This is a genomic window from Pseudomonas sp. B7, from assembly GCF_016735645.1.
Lineage (GTDB): Bacteria > Pseudomonadota > Gammaproteobacteria > Pseudomonadales > Pseudomonadaceae > Aquipseudomonas > Aquipseudomonas glycinae.
On record NZ_JAERRE010000012.1, the window covers coordinates 168,384 to 192,228 of the forward strand.

The window sequence follows — 23,845 nt, forward strand, 5'->3', positions numbered from 1 at the left end:
TCAGGGGCAATTGAAAAACGGCCGGATCCCGTGATCACGGAAATACCGTTCGATCACCTTCGGATCCGCGCTGTTGTCGGCAATCGCCACGTAGGTATCCGGGCGCAGCAGGTAAAAGCCGTTGCGCCCCAGTCCCGCCGTTTCAAACGCCGGGCGCCAGTCGAACACGTGCAGCGGCAAGTGATGTTCATTGCACCAGGCGATCATCTCGTCGCTGGTGTCGCCGTACACATGCACCTGCCAGCACGGATGGCGCAACGGTTCGTAATTGTCCCCCTCGCCATCATGAGCCCACGGCAAGCGGTCACCGCCGTGGACGTGCCCGGCCACGCCTTCACTCAACGCCATGCCCCGATAGTTGAGGGTGATCTGCGACACCGTGCGAAACAGGAATTCGCGGCTGGTTTCGAACGAGGCCATTTTCGGAATCAGGAACGGTGCCAGCCGCGTGCGCAACAGGTCGGCCATTCGGCCTTCGGCGGTGACGAAGCTGAAGACCTTGTCGGTGGTCGACACCAGTCGCCGGGCGAAGGCGATGCGTTCGGTTTCGTAGCTGTCGAGCAGTTGGGGCGTGGCTGCGCCGCCGAGCACTGCCGCGAGTTTCCACGCCAGATTGATCGCATCGCCGATGCCGGTGTTCATGCCCTGACCGCCGGCCGGGCTGTGCACATGCGCCGCATCGCCGAGCAGAAACGCCCGGCCCTGGCGAAAGTGATCCGCCACCCGATGATGCACGCGGTAGGTGGAGAACCAGTTGACGTCCTCGATGTGCACGTTCAGATGTTCGATGGCGCGATTGCTGACATCGGAAAACTCGAGGGTTTCGGCGCGATCCGCACGTTCGTCACGCACCGTGCCGATCAACCGCGCACGGCCTTCGCCGGCCAGCGGGAACACCGCGAGAAAGTCCGCCTCATCCAGATCCAGATGCAACTCGCCGTTGAGCGCCGGGCCGCTGGCCTGCACATCCGCGACATAGAAAATCTGCTGATAAGTGCCGCCGGGAAAACCGGTGTCGAGGGTTTTGCGCACGACCGAACGGGCGCCGTCACACCCGGCCAGATAGCAGGCCTGGCAGATTTCCTGCTCGCCATCCGGCAGGCGCAAATGCGCGGTGAGGCCGTCGCCGTTTTCGGTGAAACTCTCCAGCGTCGTGTTGCGCTCGACGGTCACGTCGTAGTCTTCGAGGCGGTCGATCAACAGTCGCTCGTGTTCGTCCTGCGGGTACATTTCCAGAAAGGCATAGGGCGTCAGGCCTTCGCCGATCCGGTTCAGCGGCAGTTGTGCCACAGGTTTGCCCTTGACCCAGAAATTGGCCGCCGCCACCCGGTGACCGTTACGCACTATCGCGTCGGCCAGATCCAGTTGCCGGTACAGCTCAAGGGTGCGCGCCTGCACCGCCAGCGCCCTTGAAGTGGTGCCCGGCGCGGAAGCCTTGTCGATGATGCGCACCCGCACGCCCAGTTTGCTCAGCCACAGGGCCAGCACCAGCCCGGTGGGGCCCGCGCCGATGATCAGAACATCACTGCGGTTCATGGTCTGTCCTCCTCGCGTGTCCTGACCTGCGGCATGCCACTGAGTGTGCAGCAGCAAGTATGGATCAGACGGTGAGGGCGGCCAGTCGGCCTGCCAAACGGGGCGATGGAACAGCGCCGCTGGCCCGCAGTCCTATCCTGCACCCTGCGATTGAGCGTAGGGTTAACCCGGCTCAACGGACTGGATGAAGCGTTATGCACACCCCACGATTATTCGTCAGCCTCGCCGCGCTGCTGGTACTGGCCGGTTGCGCCGGTCAACGCAGCGAAGAACCGGCGCCGCGCCCGCCCGCCGAGGTCAAGGCGCAGATCGTGCGCCTGCTGCCGGCGAAAACCGTCGACCGCCAGGGCTGGGCCACTGACATCTACGCTGCTTTCGCCGCTCAGGGCATCAGCCCGACCACGCAGAATCTGTGTTCGGTGCTGGCCGTCACCGAGCAGGAATCCACCTTTCAGGTCGATCCGCCAGTGCCGGGCCTGGGCAAGATCGCCCGTGACGAAATCGACCGCCGCGCCGCCAAGGTGCATATCCCGAGCCTGTTGGTCAGCGGCGCCTTGCAGGTGCGTTCGCCGAACGGCAAGACCTATAGCGAACGCCTGAGCGCCGCCCGCAGCGAAAAGGAATTGAGCGCGATTTTCGACGACTTCATCGGCTCGGTGCCGATGGGCCGGACACTGTTCAGCGGTTTCAACCCGGTGCACACCGGCGGGCCGATGCAGGTCAGCATCGAATTCGCCGAGCAGCATGCCAAGGACTATCCGTACCCGGTGGACGGGACGATTCGTCGCGAGGTGTTCAGCCGTCGCGGCGGCATGTATTTCGGCATCGCCCATTTGCTTGGTTATCCAGTGAGTTATCGCGAGCCGCTGTACCGCTTCGCCGACTTCAACGCCGGCTGGTACGCCAGTCGCAATGCGGCGTTTCAGAACGCGGTCAGCCGGGCGTCGGGGATTCCGCTGGCGCTGGATGGCGACCTGATCCGCCCGGGCGCGATCATGCCGGGCAGCACTGAACTGGCGGTGCGCACCCTCGGCAAATCCCTGGGCATGCGCAATCCGGTGATCCGCGATCAACTGGAGAAGGGCGATAGCCTGGCCTTCGAGGAGACCAAACTGTATCAACGGGTCTTCGAACTGGCGGAGCGTGCGGAAGGCAAGACATTGCCCCGTGCGGTGCTGCCGGGCATCGTGCTGCAGAGCCCGAAGATCACCCGCAAACTGACCACGGCGTGGTTTGCCAAACGGGTCGACGAGCGTTATCGGCGCTGCATGGCCAAGGGCTGAGGACGATCAGACAGGCATAAAAAAACCCGGCTGACGGGAGCCGGGTTTTTTCTGGGTTGTTGCGATCAAGCCATTCATTCAGGCAACGCGGCGTTCGATCAGACGATCCGAGCCACCTTCGGCAACGCGGCGTTCAATCAGACGATCCGATCCACCTTCGGCAACGCGGCGTTCGATCAGACGATCCGAACCACCTTCGGCAACGCGACGTTCGATCAGACGATCCGAGCCACCTTCGGCAACGCGACGTTCGATCAGACGATCCGAGCCACCTTCGGCAACGCGACGTTCGATCAGACGATCCGAGCCACCTTCGGCAACGCGGCGTTCAATCAGACGATCCGAACCACCTTCGGCAACGCGGCGCTCGATCAGACGATCCGAACCACCTTCGGCAACGCGGCGTTCAATCAGACGATCCGAACCGCCTTCGGCGATCATGGTGTGGGCCGGTTTGGCGGCAAATGCGTTGAAGGCCAGAACCGAAAGGGCAATGCTGAGGATGACTTGGCGTTTCATGATTTTGTGCTCCGGGGGTGTTGTTTGTTTGGTATGGAGCCAATGTTACGCCCGGGATTTTTTAAGAGAACTTCATTGACGTGATGGTGAACATCGACGCCGATGATGGTTTGTCACAGCACCTTCACTGCGCGGCCAATTGCCTGGATCGGCCCGGTGGGTTTGCCGATCGGCGAACCGGTGGCGCCTTCCAGCGTCAGCTCGAACAATTGGTTAGGTTGCAGCGGCGGCAGTTTGTCCAGCGGGATCGACAGCGCTTGCCCTGGCTTGACCAGCCCCAGCGACACCGGACCCTGCCAGCCGTCGGCCTTGGTCCAGAACTCCAGCGCCTTGTCCGCCGGCACCTCGACCACGCCCAGCGGAATCAACTGAATCTCCCGTGGATTGCTGGCCTGGATCACCCAGCCCGGCGCCTTGTCCTGCGGGGCGACCAGCACCACCAGAAAGCTCGGTTTCGGCGTGGTCTGAGTTAGCAGGATCGAACCCAGCAACAAAGTCGCGGCCAGCCCGGCAGCGCTCAAACCGCGCCACAGCGACAGGCGGTTCCACCAGGAAATCTCGGGCGCCACCTTATGGGTGAGTTGCCCGACACTGCGTTCGATGCGTTGCCACAACTGCGACGAGGGCTGATGCGTCGGGGCGAGGTCGGTCAGTTCCAGCAGACGCCGCTCCCAGGCATCCACGGCCGCTTGCAGCTCGGGCTCGTTGGGCAAGCGCCGCTGCACTTCGGCGCGTTCTTCGGCCGAGAGGGTGCCGAGCACGTATTCGCTGGCCAGTTCATCGCGTTCCTGCGCCGATTCGGTGGTCATCCCATGCACTCCCGCAACGCATTGAGGCTGCGCTTGATCCAGGCTTTGACGGTGCCCAGCGGCGTGTCGAGGCGTTGGGCGATCTGTGCGTGGCTGTAACCGTCGACGTAGGCGTGAAGGATGCAGCGGCGGCGTTGCGGTTCCAGTTGATGCAGGCAGCGATGGATGCGGGTCGATTGCGCCAGCGCATCGAAGTCGTCATCAATCGCCGGAGATTCGTTGCTGTCGTTCAACGGCGTTTCCCGGTCGTGATTGCGCAGCACATTCAGCGCCAGATGGCGGGTCACGCTGAACATCCAGCCCCGGGCCGAACCGCGCGCCGGATCGAACCCCGCCGCGCCAGCCCAGATCTTGATGAATGCGTCGTGAACGATGTCTTCGGCCAGCGCAGTGTCGCGCACCAGACGTCGGGCCACACCGAGCAGCCGCGGGCTTTCCTGCACATACAATTCGCGCAGGGCCCCGCGCTCGCCGCGGGCACAGGCGGCGAGGCGGGCTTCGTAATCGAACGCGGTTTCGGGTAATGGCATGTCCTGCAATCTAGCAAGCATCGGCCAAACGTCCAGTCAGGCTCAGTTCGCCGCCCAGAAAATGTAGTCGGCCTGGTACTTCACCACTTCCTGTTTGCCCTTGTTGGCTGCCGTGCATTCGCTGCCCGGCGCCACGCCACCCTTGAGCGCGACGCGCTGGATATAGCTCACGCCGCTCATGGCGCCTTTGCCCTCGGCGGGGTTGGCCTTGACCAGTTGATAGGGCAGGTTGCCCGGGCTCGATGGCGCAACGGCCAGTTGCGTGCCGGTGACTTTCGAACCGTCCTTTGCCTGCCAGGTGGCGGGCGGGCCGAAGTAGGTACCGACCTGTTTGCCGCTGCGATCGTTGAGCACCGCTTTCGGGCCGACGAACACCCACTCGGTCTGGCCGGCGACATTGGCCTTGTCCCGGCATTCGTAGGTGATCTCGCCGACCCCGGTGGTTTCCATCGCGATCTTGTGGCCGTCCGGCACTTTGATCGCGTCGGGATAACTGCTTTGGGCAAAGCTTGTCGAGGCGACGGCGAGCAAACCGGTGAAGCCGATCAGTTGGGTGATGTTCATCAGTGTTTCTCCGAAAAAGGGTAAACCGCTGACAGCCGAAAGAGGGCTGTTACAGGGACTACCCGTGACGGAGGCGTTTGGATGCAGGGCCCGACAAATAATTTTGAAAACACTGCAAGCCCGCTCCCACAGGGATCTTCAGCATTGGTCAGATTGTTGTAACCAGCTCTTTCCCGGTTTTTGCCAATGCCAGGCCGGAGACCTTCAGGAGTTCCTGGGTGTAGGCATGCTGCGGCGCCGCAAAAATCTCCCGGGACGACCCCTGTTCCACCACCTTGCCGTCCTTGATCACCATCAAGTCGTGCGCCAGCGCATGCACCACCGCCAGGTCATGGCTGATGAACAGGTACGTCAAGCCATGGCGGATCTGCAACTGCCGCAACAACTCCACCACCTGTTTCTGCACCGTGCGATCCAGCGCCGAGGTCGGTTCGTCGAGCAGAATCAACGCCGGTTCCAGCACCAATGCGCGGGCGATGGAAATGCGCTGGCGCTGGCCACCGGAGAACTCATGGGGATAGCGATGCCGGCTCTGCGGATCGAGGCCGACTTCCTTCAAGACGCGGATCACCGCAGCCTCACGTTCTTCGGGCGTGCCGATGCCGTGGGTCAGCAGGCCTTCGGCGATGATCTGCTGCACCGACATCCGTGGGCTGAGGCTGCCGAACGGGTCCTGGAACACCACCTGAATCTGCCGGCGCAACGGGCGCATCAAGCGCTGATTGAGCAGGCTCAAATGCTTGTTGCCGAAGCGAATATCGCCCTCGGATTCCACCAGCCGCAGAATCGCCTGGCCCAGCGTCGACTTGCCCGAGCCGGACTCGCCGACAATCCCCAGGGTCTTGCCCCGTTGCAGCCGGAAACTCACGCCGTCCACGGCCTTGATGTATTGCTGGGTGCAGCTGAACAACGCCTTGGGCAGCGGGAACCAGACTTTCAGATCGTCCACCTCCAGCAGGTTGTGATCGTAGCGACTCTGCACCGGCGCGCCGGACGGTTCCGCCTCGATCAGCAGGCGACTGTAAGGATGCTGCGGGGCGCGGAACAGTGTTTCGCAGTCGGCCTGTTCGACGATCTCCCCGTGGCGCATCACGCACACCCGTTGGGCGATGCGTCGCACCAGATTGAGGTCGTGAGTGATCAGCAGCAGCGACATGCCCAGGCGTTGCTGCAACTCGATCAGCAGCTCGAGAATCTTCTGCTGTACGGTCACGTCCAGCGCCGTGGTCGGCTCATCGGCGATCAGCAATTCCGGTTCGTTGGCCAGCGCCATGGCGATCATCACCCGTTGCCGCTGGCCGCCGGAGAGCTGGTGCGGATAGGCCTTCAAACGCTGCAACGGCTGGCGAATGCCGACCAGTTCCAGCAGCTCCAGCGTGCGCTGGCGCGCGGCGCGGCCCTTGAGTCCCTTGTGGATCTCCAGCACTTCGCTGATCTGTTTTTCCACCGTGTGCAACGGGTTCAGCGAGGTCATCGGCTCCTGGAAAATCATCGCGATGCGATTGCCGCGCAAGCCGCGCAGTTGTTGTTCGCTGGCGTGCAGCAAGTCCACGCCGTTGTAGCGGATGCTGCCCGTGCTACTGACGGTCTTGCCTGGCAGCAAACGCAGGATCGAGTGCGCCGTCACCGACTTGCCCGAGCCGGATTCACCGACCAGTGCCAGGCATTCGCCACGGCGGATGTCGAGGTTCACGCCGTGCACCACTTCGTGCCCGGCGAAGGCGACGCGCAGGTCGCGGATTTCAATCAGGTTGTCGGTCATTTCAGCTCCGGGGATCAGGATCGCGGATCGAACGCGTCACGGCAGGCTTCGCCGATGAACACCAGCAAGGACAGAATCAGCGCCAGGGCAAAAAACGCCGTCAGCCCCAGCCACGGCGCTTGCAGATTGCGCTTGGCCTGGCCGATCAGTTCACCCAGCGACGCGGTGCCGGCGGGCATGCCGAAACCGAGAAAATCCAGCGCGGTGAGGGTGGCGATGGCGCCGGTCAGAATGAACGGCAGGTAGGTGAGGGTGGAGGTCATGGCGTTGGGCAGAATGTGCCGGCGCATCAGCTCGCTGTCCGTCAGGCCCAGGGCCCGCGCGGCCTTGACGTATTCCAGGCTGCGCCCGCGCAGGAACTCGGCGCGCACCACATCCACCAGTGCCAGCCAGGAAAACAGCGCCATGATCCCCAGCAGCCACCAGAAACTCGGCGAGACGAACCCCGACAAAATGATCAGCAGGTACAGCACCGGCAGCCCCGACCAGATCTCCAGCACCCGCTGCCCGAGCAAGTCGACCCAGCCGCCGTAATAACCCTGCAACGCCCCGGCCACGATGCCGACCAGCGCACTGACGGCGGTGAGGATCAGCGCAAACAGAATCGAAATCCGCGTGCCGAAAATCACCCGCGCCAACACGTCCCGCGCCTGATCGTCGGTGCCCAGCCAGTTGCTCGAGGACGGCGGGCTCGGCGCCGGTTCGGTGAGGTCGTAATTGACCGTGTCGTAGCTGAACGGGATCGGTGGGAACAGCATCCAGCCGCCCTGATCCTCGATCAGTTTGTGTACGTAATTGCTGGCGTAATCCGGCTGGAACGGCAGTTCGCCGCCGAAATCGGTTTCCAGATAATCGCTGAGGATCGGGAAGTAAAAGGCGTTGTGGTAGCGGATCACCAGCGGTTTGTCGTTGGCGATCAGTTCGCCGCCGAGGCAGATCAGGCACAGCCCGATGAACAGCCACAGCGACCAGCGCCCGCGACGGTTGGCCTTGAATTGGGCGATGCGCCGCCGGCCCAGAGGGGAGAGTGTGAACATCAGGCAGTCCTCGCCGAGAAGTCGATGCGCGGGTCGAGCAGGGTGTAGCAGAGGTCGCCGATCAGCTTGATCAACAGGCCGAACAGGGTGAACAGAAACAGCGTGCCGAACACCACCGGGTAGTCCCGCGACACCGCCGCTTCGTAGCTCATGCGCCCGAGGCCGTCGAGGTTGAAGATGGTTTCGATCAGCAGCGAGCCGGCGAAAAACACCTCGATCAATGCCGATGGCACTCCGGCCACCACCAGCAGCATTGCGTTGCGAAACACATGGCCGTAGAGCACGCGCCTTTCGGTCAGGCCCTTGGCGCGCGCGGTGATCACGTACTGGCGGCTGATCTCGTTGAGGAAGCTGTTTTTGGTCAGGATCGTCAGCGTCGCAAAACCGCCGATCACCAGCGCCGTCACCGGCAACACCAGGTGCCAGAGGTAGTCGCCGACCTTGCCCCACAGGCTCAGGCTGTCGAAATTGTCCGAAACCAGGCCCTGCACCGGAAACCAGTTGACGTAGCTGCCCCCGGCGAACACCACGATCAACAGAATCGCGAACAGAAACGCCGGCATCGCGTAACCGACGATGATCGCCGTACTGCTCCAGACATCGAACGCGCTACCGTTTTTGATTGCCTTGCGAATGCCCAGCGGGATCGAAATCAGGTAGGTGATCAAGGTCGCCCACAGGCCGAGGGACAGCGACACCGGCAGTTTCTGCACAATCAGATCGGTCACCTTCGCACCGCGAAAGAAGCTGCTGCCCAAATCCAGTTGCGCGTAGTTCTTGAGCATCAGCCACAGGCGTTCGTGCATCGGCTTGTCGAAGCCGTAGTGGTGTTTGATCTCTTCGATCAGCGCCGGGTCCAGGCCACGGCTGCTGCGCCCGGCACCGCCGATCGCGGTGACCTCGCTGGCGCCGCCCATGCTGTGCCCGCCGAAGCCTTGCAGGCGGGCGATGGCTTGTTCCACCGGGCCGCCGGGCGCGGCCTGCACGATGACGAAGTTGACCACCAGAATGCACAGCAGCGTCGGGATGATCAGCAACAGACGTCGACTCAGATAACGCCACATGTCACTGGCCCCCCGCGAGCTGGCGCAAGGCACTCATCTGCTGATTGGTCAGCGGCTTGGCCGAGACCTCCCACCAGGTGTCGAGGCCTTCGCTGTAAATCGGCTGCACAGGTGGCCTGCCAAAGCGGTTCTGATACACCGTCGGCGTGCCTTTGGAGTAGTAGTTGGGAATCATGTAGTCACCCCATTGCAGCACCCGGTCGAGGGCGCGGGCGTAACGCACCATGGCGTCGCGGGTATTGGCCTGGACCAGGCCGTCGATCAGCCGGTCCACCGCAGGATCCGCCAGCACCATCGAATTGGAACTGCCGACCTGCGTGGCGCTCTGTGAGGCGTACAGGCTGTACAACTCGCGGCCCGGCGAGACGATCGGATCGCCGCTGCGCGGGAAACTGGTGACGATCATGTCGTAGTCCCGGGCGTTGAGCCGGTTGATGTATTGCGCCGAATCGATACGTCGCAAGTTGAGGGTGATGCCGATCTGCGCCAGGGTGCGTTTGTACGGCAGCAGCATGCGGTCGAAGCCGCCCTGGCCGTCGAGGAAGGTGAATTCGAAGGGCTCGCCGGCGGCGTTCACCAGTCGGTTGTTTTTCGGCGTCCATCCGGCCTCGGCCAACAGCTTCAGGGCCTGCAACTGCTTGTCGCGGATGTAGCCGCTGCCATCGGTTTTCGGCGCCTGATAGACCCGGCTGAAAACCTCGTCCGGAATCTGTCCGCGCAGCGGTTCGAGGATCGCCAGTTCCCCGGCGTCGGGCAGCGCGGTGGCGGCCATTTCACTCTTCGGCCAGTAGCTGTTCTGGCGCACGTAGAAGCCGCGCATCATCTGCTTGTTGGTCCACTCGAAATCCCACAGCAGGCTCAGCGCCTGACGCACGCGGCGATCCTTGAACAGCGGGTTCTGCAGGTTGAACACAAACCCCTGGGCGCAGGTCGGTTTGTCCGGGGCGAGAATTGCCTGTTGCAGGCGACCGTCGCGCAGGGCCGGGCTGTCGTAGCCGACCACGTAGCCGGACGAGGAAAACTCGCGGTTGTAGTCGAACGCGCCGGCCTGCAGCAATTGTCGGGCGACATCGGTGTCGCCGTAGAAATTCACGGTCAGGCTGTCGAAGTTGTACATCCCGCGACTGACCGGCAGGTCTTTGCCCCACCAGTGCGGATCTCTCTGAAAACTGATGCTGCGTCCTGCGTCCACCTTGCTCACCCGGTACGGGCCGCTGCCCAGCGGAGGCTCGAAGCCGCCGCCGTTGGCGAAGTCGCGGGTTTTCCACCAGTGCTCGGGCACCGGTCGCAGCGACGCCAGATCCAGCGCCAGGGTGCGGTTGAGGTTGTTCTTGAAAGTGAAGCGAATCTGCCGCGGGCCTTCGATCAGCACGTCCTGCACGTCGGCGTATTGCTGGCGATAACTCAGGCTGCCCTTGGTCATCAACAGTTCGAAGGTGTAGCGCACGTCCTCGGCGGTGATCGGCGTGCCATCGGCGAAACGCGCCTCGGGATTCAGGTTGAAACGCACCCACAGACCGTCGGGATCGCGCTCCATGGTTTGTGCCACCAGACCGTAGACGGTGTAGGGCTCGTCCAGCGAGCGGAACGCCAGCGGCGAATACACCCAGTCGTTGACCTGCACCACGGAAATGCCCTGATCGGCATACGGGGTGATGTAGTTGTACTGACCGATCTCCATCGAAGCGCGGCTGAGCGAGCCACCCTTGGGGGCGTCGGGATTGACGAAATCGAAGTGCTGGAAACCGGCGGGGTATTTCGGCGCCTCGCCGTACACCGTCATCGCGTAGCTGCCGCCGGCCAGCGCAGCTGCCGCGTTGCACAGCAGCGCGCTGCCGAGCAGCAGGCCGGCCATGTTGCGCATGAATGTCATGAAGTCGTTCCTCTGAGCGGGAAAAGCCCGGAGCGGCGGCTGGCCGCTGCGGGATGCGAATTCGCAAGGGGAAGGGGCCGGCCGGAGTCTTGCGCGGCCCCGACCGGGACTCAGAAGTGGTACGTCATGCGCGCAAACAGCGTACGGCCCAGCGGATCGGTGTAGCGCGGGTCATAACCGCTCTGGAAGTTGTAGGCCTGGTTGGAGAACGGCGGATCGCGGTCGAACAGGTTCTTCACCCCGGCATCGACGTCCAGCACCTTGTCGAAGGTGTAACCGGCCGACAGGTCCCACACCGAGTACGACGCGACCCGCGCGTTGGTCTCGCGGTCGTAGTCGTTGTAGCCGGTGGTGAAGCGGTTGGTCAGTGCCGCGCGGGCGGCGCCGAAGGTCCAGGAACCGGTCAGGTTGTGTTTCCAGCGGGCGATCACACCGTCACCCCGGAAGTCGCCGACCTTGTCGGTGAACGGGCCCTTGATGGTGCTCTGGAAGTCGTACTCGTCGACATAAGTGCCTTGCAGGCCCAGGCCGAATTGACCGTACGGCGTGTTCGGGAAGCGATAGTCCAGCGACACATCGACGCCGTTGGTTTCGACGATGCCGAGGTTGGCGTTGCCGGTGACGATGTAATTGAGCGTGCCGTCGGCGTTGCGCACGAAGCGGTCAGGGTAGCTGCCGGCCTGATCGAACACGGTGGATTCCGGGAACGGCTGGATCTGGTTGGAGATGTGAATCCACCAGAAATCCAGGCCCACGGACAGATTGCTGACCGGCTGATAGACAAAGCCCAGCGTCACGTTGCGCGCCTTCTCCGGGGCCAGGTCTTCGTTGCCGCCGATCTGGTTGAGGAACTGCTGACCGCAATCGCGCCCGCCGTTGCCGCCCGGTTGCACCACGCCGCCAGTACACAGCACCGGGTCGTTGTAGTAGCCCTGGGTGAAGGTGATGCTGCGCGGCGAATACAACTCATACAGCGACGGCGCGCGGAAGCCTTCGCTGTACGCGCCGCGCACCACCAGCTCCTTGAGCGGCTGATAACGGAACGAATATTTCGGGTTGGTGGTGCTGCCGAAGTCGCTGTATTTGTCGTGACGCACGGCGGCGGACAATTCCAGGCTGTCGAGCACCGGCACGTTGATTTCCGCGTAGGCGGCTTTAACGCTGCGGTCGCCCTCGACGCTGCCGGCCGGGTCGATGCCCAGGCTCTGGATGTCGCCGGCGAAGGCTTCGAAGTCCTGGTGGAATTTCTCTTTGCGGTACTCGCCGCCCAGTGCCAGACCCGACGGGCCGGCGCCGAACCAGTCACCGATTTCGCGACTGATCCGCCCGTCGAAACCGGCGACCCGACCGACCGCCGTGGAATAGGCGCCGTGGTACGCGGCCTGGTCGATGTATTGCTGACCGGCGCTGGTCTGCGGGCCGAACGGGTTGAGCAGGCCGCTGGCCAGACCGTCGATCATCGCCTGATCGCTGACGTAGCCGCTGGTAACGCTGGAGACGATCTTGTTCTGGTTGTACGAGGCGCCGACGTTGTAGTCCCAGCCGCCCACCAGACCGTCGAAGCTCAGCAAAAAGCGCTGGCTGGTGTTCTGGTCTTTCGATTCACGCGGGCCGGCGGCGGTTTCGCGCCAGTTCACGTCCACCGGTTGCGTCGGGTCGAGGGCAAAATCGGTGGGCGCCGGGGTGATGCCGTTGCCGGGGTAGTAGGGCGAGGACGAATCCAGGCTCAGGCCGGTCAATGGCGCCGGGCCGACAGCGGTGGCGTTGTTGTTGCGCGACCAGAAGTATTCAAGGTTGACGTTGTGGTCGTCGGCCAGTTTGCCGGTGGTCTTGCCGAAGAACGACGTCTTCTCGGTCTGCGGCACCAGGTCGATGAATTCCCGGGTGCTGAAGCGGCAGAGGCCGTCGCGGGCCACCAGGTTGGGGCCGTTGCAATTGCTGTTGGCCAGCGGGTTGGTGGCGTTGCCGTTCTGGCTGTAGTTGCCGGGGAACGCGGTGCCGGAGGTCTGGTCGAGACCTCGGCCGGGCACGTAGTCACGGGCGAAGGAGCGGTCGTTGGCGTCGAGGTTCTGTTGCTTGTTGTAGTTGAACACGCCGAGCACGTTGAAGCGGTCCTGCTCCAGATCGCCGTAGCCCCAACTGGCGCTCATGTCCTTGGTCGCACCGCCGCCGCTGTGGGTTGGGGTTTCGCCGCCGAGGGTGAGCTGGCCGTCGGTCATGGATTTCTTGGTGATGAAGTTGATCACGCCGCCGATGGCGTCGGTGCCGTACAGGGCCGAGGCGCCGTCGCGCAGCACTTCCACGCGCTCGATCGCGGCAAACGGGATCATGTTCAGATCCACCGCGCCGCCGGCCGAGTTGGTGCCCGACAGGGCGTTGTTGGCCAGCCGGCGACCGTTGAGCAGCACCAGCGTCTTGTTCGCGCCGATGCCGCGCATGTCGGCAAACGATGCGCCGCCGGTGGCTGCGCCGACCGAGCCTGCGCTGTTGTTGATCGACTGGCTGCCGGTGATGCGCTGCACCAGTTCGGCGGTGGTGGTCACGCCCTGTTTGCGCAGTTCATCGGCCTTGAGCACGGTGATCGGCACCGCCGTTTCCGCATCGACCCGGCGAATCGCCGAACCGGTCACTTCGACCCGTTGCAGTTGCGTGGTCGGCGCAACCACCGCAGCGGCGGCCGGGACGCCGTTGTCGTCCTCGGCGGCCTGAACCCCGGCGCCCATCCCCATGGCCACCAGGTACAACGGAACGAAACGGTGGCGGGAAATCGTCGCCACCAAGGGTTTGAGCGTGAAGCGTGGAGTGTTCATCAGCATGGTTGTTTCCGACTTTGTTAGACGTTTATCGAAATGGCCTTGTGAGCCCTCTTTGCACGGAGCACGGTGGTGCCGCGCCGCGAAAACCACTTTCTTCAAGCAAGCCGATCCCCTCCGAAGACGCGCTGCGTTTTTTCGGTCGGCCGATTGCGACGGGATTCAACGAGCGGTGCCGGGCGCGGCCCACACGGCGCGCCCGGCCCCGCCGTCCGCGGGTGGTCATCACCGATATCTTGGTGATGCCCGAGCGCTCGATGGACGCCATGGCTTTGGCGACCTGGCCGTAATTCACGGCGGAGTCGGCCTGCAGCTGCACGCGCACGTCAGCATCTTTGGCCTTGACTTCCTTGAGGCTGGCCTCCAGTGATTCCGGCGCCAGCTCGGTCTTGGCCAGGAAGAACTTGCCGTCCTGATCGACGCTGACCACCACCGGATCCTTCTTTTCGGCGGGGGCGACGGCGTCGGTTTTTGGCAGGTTGACCTTGATCGCGTTGGTCATCAGCGGTGCGGTGACGATGAACACCACCAGCAGCACGAGCATCACGTCCACCAGCGGCGTGACGTTCATTTCGCTGAGCACTTCATCGCTGTCTTGAGTGGAAAAGGACATCAGCTGGCCTCCCGCACGGCGGCCGTGGATTTGGCGATGGCCTGGCGGCTGATGGAAAACGCACTGCGCGAGGCAAGGGCGTCGAAGTCGTGGGCGAAGTCATCCATGTCCGCCGAAGCCAGCTTCAGGCGCCGCAGGAAGAAGTTGTAAATCAGCACCGCCGGCACCGCGACGGCAATCCCCACACCGGTGGCGATCAGCGCGTGGCCGATCGGCCCGGCCACGGTTTCCAGGCTGGCCGAGCCGCTGGCGCCGATGCTTTGCAGGGCTTCCATGATTCCCCACACGGTGCCGAACAGGCCAATGAACGGCGCGGTGCTGCCGATACTGGCGAGGATCGCCTGGCCGTTTTCCAATGAGCGACGTTCCTTCTGGATCTGCTGGCGCAGGTTGCGTTCCAGTCGATCGGAACGGTTGATGGTGTGCGCCAGTTGTTGGGTGGTGCGCGGGGATTCTTCCACCAGCAGGGCTTCGAAACCGCTGCTGGCGATCCGCGCCAGCGAGCCCGGATACTGGCTGGCGTGTTCGGCGGCGGTCAGCAGATCCGGCGCGCCCCAGAAGGCTTTGCTGAACTGCTTGTTCTGGGTTTTCTGGCGCAGGTATTGCGCCGACTTGACCAGCAGGATCGCCCAGCTGACCACGGAAAACAGCACCAGCCCCCAGAGCACGCCGGGGACAATCATCGAAGACAGAGAATCGTTCATGGCTACACCTCGCTTGCGTTAATCGGTTGTGAGTTCGGTTGTCGTGCCGTCATTGCGGCAATTTGAAATCGATGGTCTGGGTGGCGAAGCCGTCGATCGGTGTGTCGCCGCGTTTGGCCGGGATGAACTTCCAGGCCTTCACCGCTGCGACCGCTGCGTCATCCAGTTGCGGCTTGCCGCTGGATTTGGTCACCGTCACCGAGCCGGCGCGACCGTTGGCCAGCACCTGAATCCGCAGCACAACGCTGCCTTCCCAGTTGCGCCGCAGGGCCAGCGATGGGTATTCCGGCGGCGGGTTGCCGAGGCTGGCGAGACCGGAAATCGCCGCTGACTCTTTCACCGGGCCCGGTGCCGCCGCAGGTGCCGGAGGCGCGCTCGGGGTGGCCGGAGCGGCAGGCGCGGCCGGTTGCGCAGGGGCGGGCGGCGCTTTCGGCGGCTCGGCCTTTTTCACCGGTTTGTGTTTCTCGACCGGTTTCGGTTTTTCGATCGGCTTGGGTTTCTCCACCGGTTTGGGCGGCGGCTTGACCGCGTCCTCGTCTTCCACCGGTTGTTCCGGTTCGGGCGGTGGCGGTGGCGGGGGCGGCGGTTCCGGTGTCGGCGGGGCCGGCGGTGTCGGGCTGGTCAGCTCGACGGTCATTTCCGGAATTTCCGGCGGCGTGGGCAGCGGCTCGGCCCGCGCTTGCTGGAAAAACCACCAGGCGCCGCCGTGTATCAGCGCCGACACCGCCACCAGCAACAGCATCTGCTGTTTGTTCAGGCCGCCGGGCTGCGACGTGTTGGCCTTGTAGACGGGCCGACCCGCCACCGACGCAAGCGCTGCGTTCGGTACTGACCCCGGCGGCGTTCTGTGCTTTACCGCATCGTTCATTAAAGCTCCCTCGGGTGGATGAAGGGCAATAAGGTGCCGTTCGAACAACACAGCGTTGTTCGAGTGAGTGGTCGCAACTTTCATACGGGTGTGCAGAAGCCGATAGTTGAACTATCTATTGAACAGGGCTTGTGCAGCTTATTGCTTCAGTAACGTCGACTTCGATAGTTCATTGATCCGGTCCGTGGCTGTTCTTTTATGACTGAGTGGCGAATGTCATTCTTGCCCTCATGGTTGATGCAATAGCAACCGCTGTGCCAAACAGTAAACAAATGTGTAGCGGTTATTTCACGGATGATACGTATGTCGCATTTATATAAGTTTCATCAGGCACGCCGGTTTTCATGGGCGCATAACCTCCCGACAGCCCTGTTTTCAGGGCTTTTTTCAGGGCGAGACAGGCTTGGCGCGGTATCGCGCTGTTCAGCGAGATAGAGCGGCTGTTCTCGTGTCGGCCAGGACGCGTGATGGTGCGTGGCGGACTGATTTGGTGCGGGTCAGTGTTTTAGCGGGTCACAGGCGATGTTCCTTGTTTTTGTCTAAATAAAGTCGGGCTCGGTGTAATGATTGAAAGTACAGTTTTGGTGCGCTTCGGACATTAACGCCGAACAGCAAAAGTTGTATCGGTGTGCTGTCTGAAAGTTATTGTCGAACAATGTGTTCTTGCATTCATTAATACAGCGCGCACGCAATGACTTCTTGCGTGCTATTTAAAAAATAAATAGTGCAAGCGGTTCAGGTAATAAAAGGTATGCACGGACTGTCCGCAGGACGAACACGGCGCAGGTACAGGGGCACGGAGAGAAGAGTGTGGCGCAGCAGATCAAGATTCACGCGGTGAACTCCTTGTTGCCAGCTCGGATACGCGAACTTTTGGTTCGGTATCGCACCTTACAAGAACGCGGATAGCGTTCGCTGATTGCTCTTGGTGCGGGATGGGCACCGCCAGCGCTGTTTTGCGAGATCAGGGATTCGCAAGCTGCCGATGAATGCGCAATCCGTGCCAAATTCGATACAACAGCTATAAATAGGGCCAGGCAGGATGCCTTTCGCAGTGGAGGAGGGGATATGTATCAGCTCTACGGACATCGCAATTCAGGAGCAGCGGCCATCGAGGCGGCGCTCGAGCTGTGCCAGGTGGCTTACCGCTTCATCGATATCGAGGCCAGTGCGGAAGCGGCCCAGGAGCTGGCGCGGCTCAATCCGCTCAAACAGATCCCGACCCTGCAACTGCCGGACGGCAGTGTCATCACCGAAAGTGCGGCGATTCTGATTCATCTGGGGCAAAGCTTTGCTCAATCCGGCCTGCTGCCGGCCAACGGCGCTGACCGCGATCAGGCGATTCGGGGCCTGGTGTACATCGTCAGCAATTGTTATGCGGCCATCGGCATCATTGATTACCCGGAACGCTGGCTGGTGATGCCGGACGAGGCCTCGCGACAGAATCTGATGGCGGGTGCGCGGGAACGACTGCACTGGAGCTGGGAGGTGTTTGCCGATCAGTTCTCGGCCGAGCTGTACCTGGACGATGAAACACCGGGCGCACTGGATGTGCTGGCGGCGGTGGTCACGCGCTGGGCCGGTGCCCGCGAACACCTGCGCCAGGCCCGACCCGGTTTCCATGCGTGGCTGCAGCGCATCGACCGGCACCCGGTGCTGGCGCCGGTCTTTGCGCGGCATTGGCCCGGCTGATCACTCTCCGCGAATGTACTGCTCCAGCTGTTTGATCAGCTCGGCCTGTTCGGCAATCGCTTCCTTGACCAGGTCGCCGATCGACAGCAGGCCGATCAGCTTGCCGTTCTCCACCACCGGCAAGTGACGCAGGCGTTTGTCGGACATGATGCCCAGGCAAGTATCGACGGTCTGGTGGGTGTCCACCGTGATCACGTTCGCCACCATGATGTCGCGCACCGGCGTGCCCACCGAGGAGCGCCCGTGCAGCACCAGTTTGCGCGCGTAATCACGCTCGCTGATGATGCCCACCACGTTGTCGTCTTCCACCACGAGCAGGGCGCCGACGTTCTTCTCGGCCATTTTCATCAGCGCTTCGAGCACCATGTGATCGGGTTTGATCTGGTGCACTTCCTGATTTTTCGGATCTTTGAGCTTGAGCAGCTGGGCGACGGTTTTCATGGCGGTTACTCAGGTGTTGTCGTTGTTCTCCAAGCATCGTAGACGCAGGCGCGCAGGGCAAGGCCGCAAAACGGCAGATAACACGCAAAAAACGTCATTTGACCGGGTTTTTCATGGCGAGGCCTTTGTCACGGGTTACGGCAATGCCGCGTAGAATGCCCGTCTGAATCAATTCCTGAGGTTGCAGTGGTGGATTTACAGCAGGGCTTCGTCCTGACCCGGCATTGGCGCGACACCCCGGCCGGCACCGAAGTCGAGTTCTGGCTGGCGACCGACGCCGGGCCGCGCCGTGTGCGTCTGCCGCATCAGCCGTCGGTGGCGTTCATCCCGGCGGCGCAGCGTGAGCAGGCCGAGCGGGTGCTGGCGGACGAAAAGAACGTCGAACTGCGTCCCCTGGCTTTGCAGGATTTCGAGCATCGCCCGGTGCTCGGTCTGTACTGCCAGCAACACGGTCAGTTGATGCGCCTCGAAACCGCGCTCAACCGTCACAGTGTCGATGTCTTCGAAGCCGACGTGCGCCCCCCCGAGCGCTACCTGATGGAGCGTTTCATCACCGCGCCGGTGTGGTTCAGCGGCACGCCCGATGCCGACGGCGTGTTGCTCGACGCCCACCTCAAGCCTGCGCCCGACTATCGTCCGCAACTGCGGCTGGTCTCGCTGGACATCGAAACCACCGAGCAGGGCGAGCTGTACTCCATCGCGCTGGAAGGCTGCGGCGAACGGCAGGTGTACATGCTCGGCGCGCCGAACGGCGATCACAGCATCGTCGACTTCGACCTCGAGTACTGCGAATCGCGGACCCTGATCCTCAAGAAACTCAATGACTGGTTCGCCCGTCACGACCCCGACGCGATCATCGGCTGGAACCTCGTGCAGTTCGATCTGCGCATCCTCCACGAACACGCCCGACGCCTCGGCGTGCCGCTCAAACTCGGGCGCGGCGGCGAGGAAATGCAGTGGCGCGAACACGGTAGCCGCAATCACTACTTCGCTGCAGCGGCGGGACGGTTGATCATCGACGGCATCGAATCCCTGCGTTCGGCGACCTGGAGCTTTCCGTCGTTCAGCCTGGAAAACGTCGCCCAGACCCTGCTCGGCGAGGGCAAGTCGATCGACAACCCGTACCAGCGCATGGACGAGATCAACCGCATGTTCGCCGAGGACAAACCGGCGCTGGCCAAATACAACCTCAAGGACTGCGAACTGGTCACGCGGATCTTCGCCAAGACCGAATTGCTGAAATTTTTGCTGGAGCGCGCCAGCGTCACCGGCCTGCCGGCGGATCGCATCGGTGGTTCGGTGGCGGCGTTCACCCATTTGTATATGCCGCTGATGCACCGCCAGGGGTTTGTGGCGCCGAACCTCGGCACTAATCCTCCGCAGGCCAGCCCCGGTGGGTTTGTCATGGACTCGCAACCGGGGCTGTACGAATCGGTGCTGGTGCTCGACTACAAGAGCCTTTATCCGTCGATCATCCGCACTTTTCTGATCGACCCGGTGGGGCTGATCGAAGGCTTGCAGCATCCCGACGACAGCGATTCGGTACCGGGTTTTCGCGGCGCTCGTTTCTCTCGCACCCGACATTGCCTGCCGTCCATCGTCGCCCGGGTCGCCGAGGGCCGCGAGACCGCCAAGCGCGAACACAACGCGCCGTTGTCCCAGGCGCTGAAGATCATCATGAACGCCTTCTACGGCGTGCTCGGTTCCAGCGGTTGCCGGTTTTTCGATACGCGACTGGCGTCCTCGATCACCCTGCGCGGCCACGAAATCATGCTGCGCACCCGGCAGTTGATCGAGGCCCAGGGGCATGCGGTGATTTATGGCGATACCGACTCGACCTTCGTCTGGCTGCGTCGCCCCCACGGTCAGGAAGAAGCGGCGCAAATCGGTCGGGCCTTGGTGCAGCACGTCAACGATTGGTGGCGCGAGCATGTGCGTGAGCAATACGGTCTGGAAAGCGCCCTCGAATTGCAGTTCGAAACTCACTACAAGCGCTTTTTGATGCCGACGATTCGCGGCGCCGAGGAGGGCAGCAAAAAGCGCTACGCCGGCCTGGTGACCCGCGCCGACGGCAGCGAGGAAATGGTCTACAAAGGCCTGGAAACTGTGCGCACCGACTGGTCGCTGCTGGCCCGGCAATTTCAGCAGGAACTGTACGAGCGGATCTTCCAGCGCAAGCCGTATCAGGATTACGTGCGCGAGTATGTGCGCAAGACCCTGGCCGGCGAGTTCGACGAGCGACTGGTCTATCGCAAGCGCCTGCGCCGGACTCTCGATGACTACGAACGCAACGTGCCGCCTCATGTTCGTGCCGCACGGTTGGCCGACGATTACAACGCGCAACACGGCCGCCCGCGGCAATACCAGAACGGTGGCTGGATCAGCTACGTCATCACCCTGGCCGGGCCCGAGCCGCTGGAAGTGCGTCGCGCGGCCATCGACTACGACCACTACATCACCCGCCAGCTGCAACCGGTGGCAGATGCGATCCTGCCGTTTGTCGACGACGATTTTTCAACCCTGATCGGGGGGCAACTGGGCCTGTTTTGAGTCCAGCAGTTGCAGGGTCCATTCGTCCTGAATACCGTGGAAATAACGCTCCAGCGCCTGATGCCAGAGGCTGTCGTCGTCAGCGAACTGAGCGAACAGGGTCATCGATGAGTGGAATTTCAGGTCGTCCGGATGGCCGAAAATCTCGGCAATCGAACGCTGCTGAACATTCAGTACAAGCTGCGTGCAAGTCCGCAGCCGGGCGCCGAGCAACGGGTGGTCGAGATAGGCGCGGGTTTCCGGCGCCGAGTTGATCGCGAAGCGCCGCGACATCTCGCTGCCGCCGAGCCCGGCGAACTGCGGGAACACGAACCACATCCAGTGGCTGCGCTTGCGGCCCTCGTCGAGCTCGCGCTGAACCCGTTCGAACACCGGGTCCTGGGCGAGCACGAAGCGTTGCAGGTTGAATGGATCGTCCTGATCAGTGCTTCTCATGGCGAAGCCCTCTGTCAGTCGGCGGTGGCTCAGACCATGGCCAGCCGCTGCTTGCGTTGTGGCGCATGAAACACCTGGTCCAGCGCCGCCAGATCCCCGCCATCGAGTGGCAGCTGCGCCGCTTGTGCATTGAGCTGCACGTGTTCCGGGCGCACGGCCTTGGGAATCGCAATCAGCCCATCCTGACGCAGAATCCACGCCAGCGAAACCTGCGCCGGGGTCACGCCGTGACGAGCGGCAATCTGTTTCAGCACCGGCTCGGCCAGCATCGCGCCGCCCTGGCCGATCGGGCAGTACGCCATCAACGGCATGCGCTGCTGTTGGCACCACGGCAGCAGGTCGAATTCGATACCGCGCTCTTCCAGGTTGTACAGCACCTGATTGGTGGCGCAGGCCGAATGCGACAGTTCTTCGAGATCGTCGACGTCGAAGTTCGAGACGCCCCAGCGACCGATCTTGCCGTCCTCGCGCAGACGTTCGAACGCCTCGACGGTTTCTTCCAGCGGATACTGGCCGCGCCAATGCAGCAGATAGAGGTCGATGTAATCGGTGTCGAGCCGGCGCAGGCTACGCTCGCAGGCCTGGGGAATGCCTTGGCGGCTGGCGTTGTGCGGGTAGACCTTGCTCACCAGAAACACTTGATCGCGCAGGCCGGCAATGGCTTCGCCGACGACGGTTTCGGCACCGCCTTCACCGTACATTTCCGCAGTGTCGATCAAGGTCATCCCCAGTTCGATGCCACTGCGCAGGGCCGCCACTTCACGCTTGTGCGCCGAACGGTCTTCGCCCATGCGCCAGGTGCCCTGGCCAATCACCGGCACCTGCACACCAGCCAGTTCAAGGGTACGCATTCAAACCTCCTATCTGAAAACGGTCGATACCTTTAAGTGGGCAGCAGGATAGCCCATGGGTTCCCATTGAGGCGTATCGGTCAGTTGAGGTTTTTATGGCGAGGTACTGTTGTTCCGATGTATTGAACTGGAATTTCGGAAGTGCGCAAGAAGTTGCGCACTTTTCGGCGAGCTCAGTGGGAATTTTCGCCGTATCTGCGAAGAAAACCTACCAAGCCCCCCGGCTTATAAGGGTCTGAAAAAGTTGGCATGCTAATTGATGGCCATTGGCCGCCTCTTGGGTGATATCACCGGTCGAGGCACTTTCACTACTCAAAGAATTTTTGCCGCCAGATCCTTAGCGATCTGGCGGCGTCGCAGCATTGCGTAAGGGACAAGGGAATGTTCTCACCGGCCAACCAGCCCCATTTCAATCTGACCATCGATGGCGCGGACAGCGATTTCCAGGTGCTGTCGTTTACCGGTCGGGAAGCCCTCAACACGCCTTTCGAATTCGAGCTGGAACTGGTCAGCGAAAAGGCCTCGATCAACCTCGAAAGCCTGCTGCACAAACTGGCGTTTCTTCAGCTCTCGCCGAGCGGAACCGGGATCCACGGGCTGATTTACAGCATCGCCCAGGGCGAGGCGGGCAAGCGCCTGACCCGCTACAAAATCTCCCTGCGCCCGCAGCTTGCGTACCTTGCGCACCGCTTCAACCAGCGCATCTTCCAGCAGATGACCGTGCAGCAGATCATCAGTCAGGTGCTGGAAGAGCACGGCATTCTGGCCAGCGATTACCACTTCCAGTTGAGTGCGGTGTATCCCGAGCGGATCTACTGCACGCAGTACGACGAATCGGACCTGCATTTCGTCCAGCGCCTGTGTGAAGAAGAGGGCATTCACTACCACTTCCAGCACACGTCCAGCGGCCACAAACTGACCTTCGGCGATGACCAGACGGTGTTCCCGAAACTCGCGCCCGTGGCCTATCAGCAGGACTCCGGGCTGGTGGCGGACCAACCGGTGGTCAAGCGTTTCGGCCTGCGCCTGGCCACCCGCACCAGCCGCACCAAGCGACGCGATTATGACTTCGTCAAACCGAAGATCGAGCTGGAGAGCGACGCCAAAAGCAGCGCCCAGCCGGATCTGGAGGATTACGACTACCCGGGCCGTTTCGTGGACCGCGAGCGTGGCAAGCACCTGGCCAACCGCAACCTCGAACGCCATCGCAGCGACTATCGCCTGGCCGAGGGCAACAGCGACCAGCCGATCCTGGTTACCGGACATTTTCTGGCCCTGACCGACCACGCCAACCCGACGTGGAACGACCTGTGGCTGCTCACCGAAATCTTCCACGAAGGCAAGCAGCCGCAAGTACTGGAAGAGTCGGTGACCAGCGACACCACCGACAACAAAGACGATTTCCATCAGGGCTATCGCAACCGCTTCAGCGCCATCCCGTGGGACGTGCCGTACCGTCCGCCGCTGGACCACCCGAAACCCAAAGTCCTCGGTTCGCAAAGCGCCGTGGTCACCGGCCCCGAAGGCGAAGAAATCTTCTGCGACCAATACGGCCGGGTGAAGGTGCAGTTCTTCTGGGACCGCGAAGGCCAGCACGACGACAAGACCTCCTGCTGGATGCGCGTGGCCTCCAGCTGGGCCGCCGAGACCTTTGGCTCGATCAACATTCCGCGGGTCGGCATGGAAGTGCTGATCACCTTCCTCGAAGGCGATCCCGACCAGCCGCTGATCACCGGTTGCCTGTACCACGGCGCCAACCTGCCGCCGTACAAATTGCCGGACTTCAAGACCCTGGCCACGGTCAAGAGCAAGGAATACAAGGGCAGCCGCGCCAACGAACTGCGCATCGACGACACCACCAGCGAGATCAGCATCGCGCTGCGCAGCGATCACGGCGCGAG

At 62.4% G+C, this 23,845-nt stretch carries 19 protein-coding genes and 1 pseudogene; 4 read left to right on the forward strand and 16 right to left on the reverse strand.

The genetic code is table 11. From position 1 onward, the window contains the following. A complete protein-coding gene (locus JKA62_RS25115) occupies positions 1-1,536 on the reverse strand; it encodes an FAD-dependent oxidoreductase (protein WP_011335083.1) in 1,536 nt (511 codons plus the stop codon). Positions 1,537-1,730: 194 nt separating this feature from the next. Here JKA62_RS25115 and JKA62_RS25120 point away from each other — a divergent pair, with 194 nt between their 5' ends. Beyond that, on the forward strand, positions 1,731-2,819 hold the full coding sequence (locus tag JKA62_RS25120; protein WP_011335082.1) for a DUF1615 domain-containing protein: 1,089 nt from the start codon (positions 1,731-1,733) through the stop codon (positions 2,817-2,819). Positions 2,820-2,897: 78 nt separating this feature from the next. On the opposite strand, the gene JKA62_RS25125 is transcribed toward JKA62_RS25120, so the two are convergent. The 12 genes and pseudogenes from JKA62_RS25125 to JKA62_RS25180 form a co-directional block, all read right to left on the reverse strand. Then, positions 2,898-3,338, reverse strand: a complete 441-nt coding sequence (locus tag JKA62_RS25125) for a hypothetical protein (protein ID WP_011335081.1) — start codon at positions 3,336-3,338, stop codon at positions 2,898-2,900. A 113-nt stretch (positions 3,339-3,451) separates the two neighbouring features. Next, positions 3,452-4,147, reverse strand: coding sequence for an anti-sigma factor (locus JKA62_RS25130; RefSeq protein ID WP_011335080.1), 696 nt, complete (start codon positions 4,145-4,147; stop codon positions 3,452-3,454). Continuing rightward, complete coding sequence (locus JKA62_RS25135) at positions 4,144-4,677, reverse strand: sigma-70 family RNA polymerase sigma factor (RefSeq protein ID WP_170928941.1); 534 nt, start codon at positions 4,675-4,677, stop codon at positions 4,144-4,146. The genes JKA62_RS25130 and JKA62_RS25135 overlap by 4 nt, the downstream gene beginning before the upstream one ends. Before the next feature lie 42 nt (positions 4,678-4,719). Continuing rightward, positions 4,720-5,241: a DUF3455 domain-containing protein gene (locus tag JKA62_RS25140; protein WP_011335078.1), complete on the reverse strand. Its 522-nt coding sequence runs from the start codon at positions 5,239-5,241 to the stop codon at positions 4,720-4,722. A 148-nt stretch (positions 5,242-5,389) separates the two neighbouring features. Continuing rightward, positions 5,390-7,003 carry an ABC transporter ATP-binding protein gene (locus JKA62_RS25145; RefSeq protein ID WP_201820006.1) on the reverse strand — a complete coding sequence of 538 codons (1,614 nt, stop codon included), beginning with the start codon at positions 7,001-7,003 and terminating at the stop codon, positions 5,390-5,392. Between the two features lie 14 nt (positions 7,004-7,017). Beyond that, positions 7,018-8,040 carry an ABC transporter permease gene (locus tag JKA62_RS25150; protein ID WP_011335076.1) on the reverse strand — a complete coding sequence of 341 codons (1,023 nt, stop codon included), beginning with the start codon at positions 8,038-8,040 and terminating at the stop codon, positions 7,018-7,020. Next, the gene (locus tag JKA62_RS25155) at positions 8,040-9,104 is read right to left on the reverse strand and encodes a microcin C ABC transporter permease YejB (protein ID WP_011335075.1); all 1,065 of its coding nucleotides are present in this window, start codon (positions 9,102-9,104) and stop codon (positions 8,040-8,042) included. The genes JKA62_RS25150 and JKA62_RS25155 overlap by 1 nt, the downstream gene beginning before the upstream one ends. A 1-nt stretch (position 9,105) precedes the next feature. Further along, positions 9,106-10,977, reverse strand: coding sequence for an extracellular solute-binding protein (locus JKA62_RS25160; RefSeq protein ID WP_201820008.1), 1,872 nt, complete (start codon positions 10,975-10,977; stop codon positions 9,106-9,108). A gap of 110 nt (positions 10,978-11,087) precedes the next feature. Then, entirely contained in the window at positions 11,088-13,793 is a 2,706-nt protein-coding gene (locus JKA62_RS25165) for a TonB-dependent receptor (RefSeq protein ID WP_011335073.1), read from the reverse strand. A gap of 211 nt (positions 13,794-14,004) precedes the next feature. Next, positions 14,005-14,403: pseudogene (locus tag JKA62_RS25170) on the reverse strand (ExbD/TolR family protein); the annotation flags it as partial. Then, positions 14,403-15,107, reverse strand: a complete 705-nt coding sequence (locus JKA62_RS25175) for a MotA/TolQ/ExbB proton channel family protein (protein WP_085608298.1) — start codon at positions 15,105-15,107, stop codon at positions 14,403-14,405. The pseudogene JKA62_RS25170 and the gene JKA62_RS25175, both read right to left, overlap by 1 nt. Positions 15,108-15,156: 49 nt before the next feature. Continuing rightward, on the reverse strand, positions 15,157-15,975 hold the full coding sequence (locus JKA62_RS25180) for a TonB family protein (RefSeq protein WP_201820010.1): 819 nt from the start codon (positions 15,973-15,975) through the stop codon (positions 15,157-15,159). 1,068 nt (positions 15,976-17,043) lie between these two features. On the opposite strand from JKA62_RS25180, the gene JKA62_RS25185 reads away from it, so the two are divergent. After that, entirely contained in the window at positions 17,044-17,667 is a 624-nt protein-coding gene (locus JKA62_RS25185) for a glutathione S-transferase N-terminal domain-containing protein (RefSeq protein WP_011335069.1), read from the forward strand. Here JKA62_RS25185 and JKA62_RS25190 read toward each other — a convergent pair whose 3' ends face one another. Continuing rightward, positions 17,668-18,108 (reverse strand): CBS domain-containing protein, encoded by a 441-nt coding sequence (locus JKA62_RS25190; RefSeq protein WP_011335068.1) that lies wholly within the window; start codon positions 18,106-18,108, stop codon positions 17,668-17,670. It lies immediately after the preceding gene. A 189-nt stretch (positions 18,109-18,297) separates the two neighbouring features. Between JKA62_RS25190 and JKA62_RS25195 the strand changes: the two genes are divergently transcribed. Beyond that, positions 18,298-20,658 (forward strand): DNA polymerase II, encoded by a 2,361-nt coding sequence (locus JKA62_RS25195; RefSeq protein WP_201820012.1) that lies wholly within the window; start codon positions 18,298-18,300, stop codon positions 20,656-20,658. On the opposite strand, the gene JKA62_RS25200 is transcribed toward JKA62_RS25195, so the two are convergent. Both JKA62_RS25200 and JKA62_RS25205 read right to left on the reverse strand, forming a co-directional pair. After that, complete coding sequence (locus JKA62_RS25200) at positions 20,623-21,093, reverse strand: DUF1810 domain-containing protein (protein WP_011335066.1); 471 nt, start codon at positions 21,091-21,093, stop codon at positions 20,623-20,625. The genes JKA62_RS25195 and JKA62_RS25200 overlap by 36 nt on opposite strands. Before the next feature lie 29 nt (positions 21,094-21,122). After that, positions 21,123-21,944: an aldo/keto reductase gene (locus JKA62_RS25205; RefSeq protein ID WP_011335065.1), complete on the reverse strand. Its 822-nt coding sequence runs from the start codon at positions 21,942-21,944 to the stop codon at positions 21,123-21,125. A 381-nt stretch (positions 21,945-22,325) separates the two neighbouring features. Between JKA62_RS25205 and JKA62_RS25210 the strand changes: the two genes are divergently transcribed. Continuing rightward, positions 22,326-23,845, forward strand: a 1,520-nt coding sequence (locus JKA62_RS25210) for a type VI secretion system Vgr family protein (protein WP_201820014.1), incomplete at its 3' end; no start/stop codon positions are given.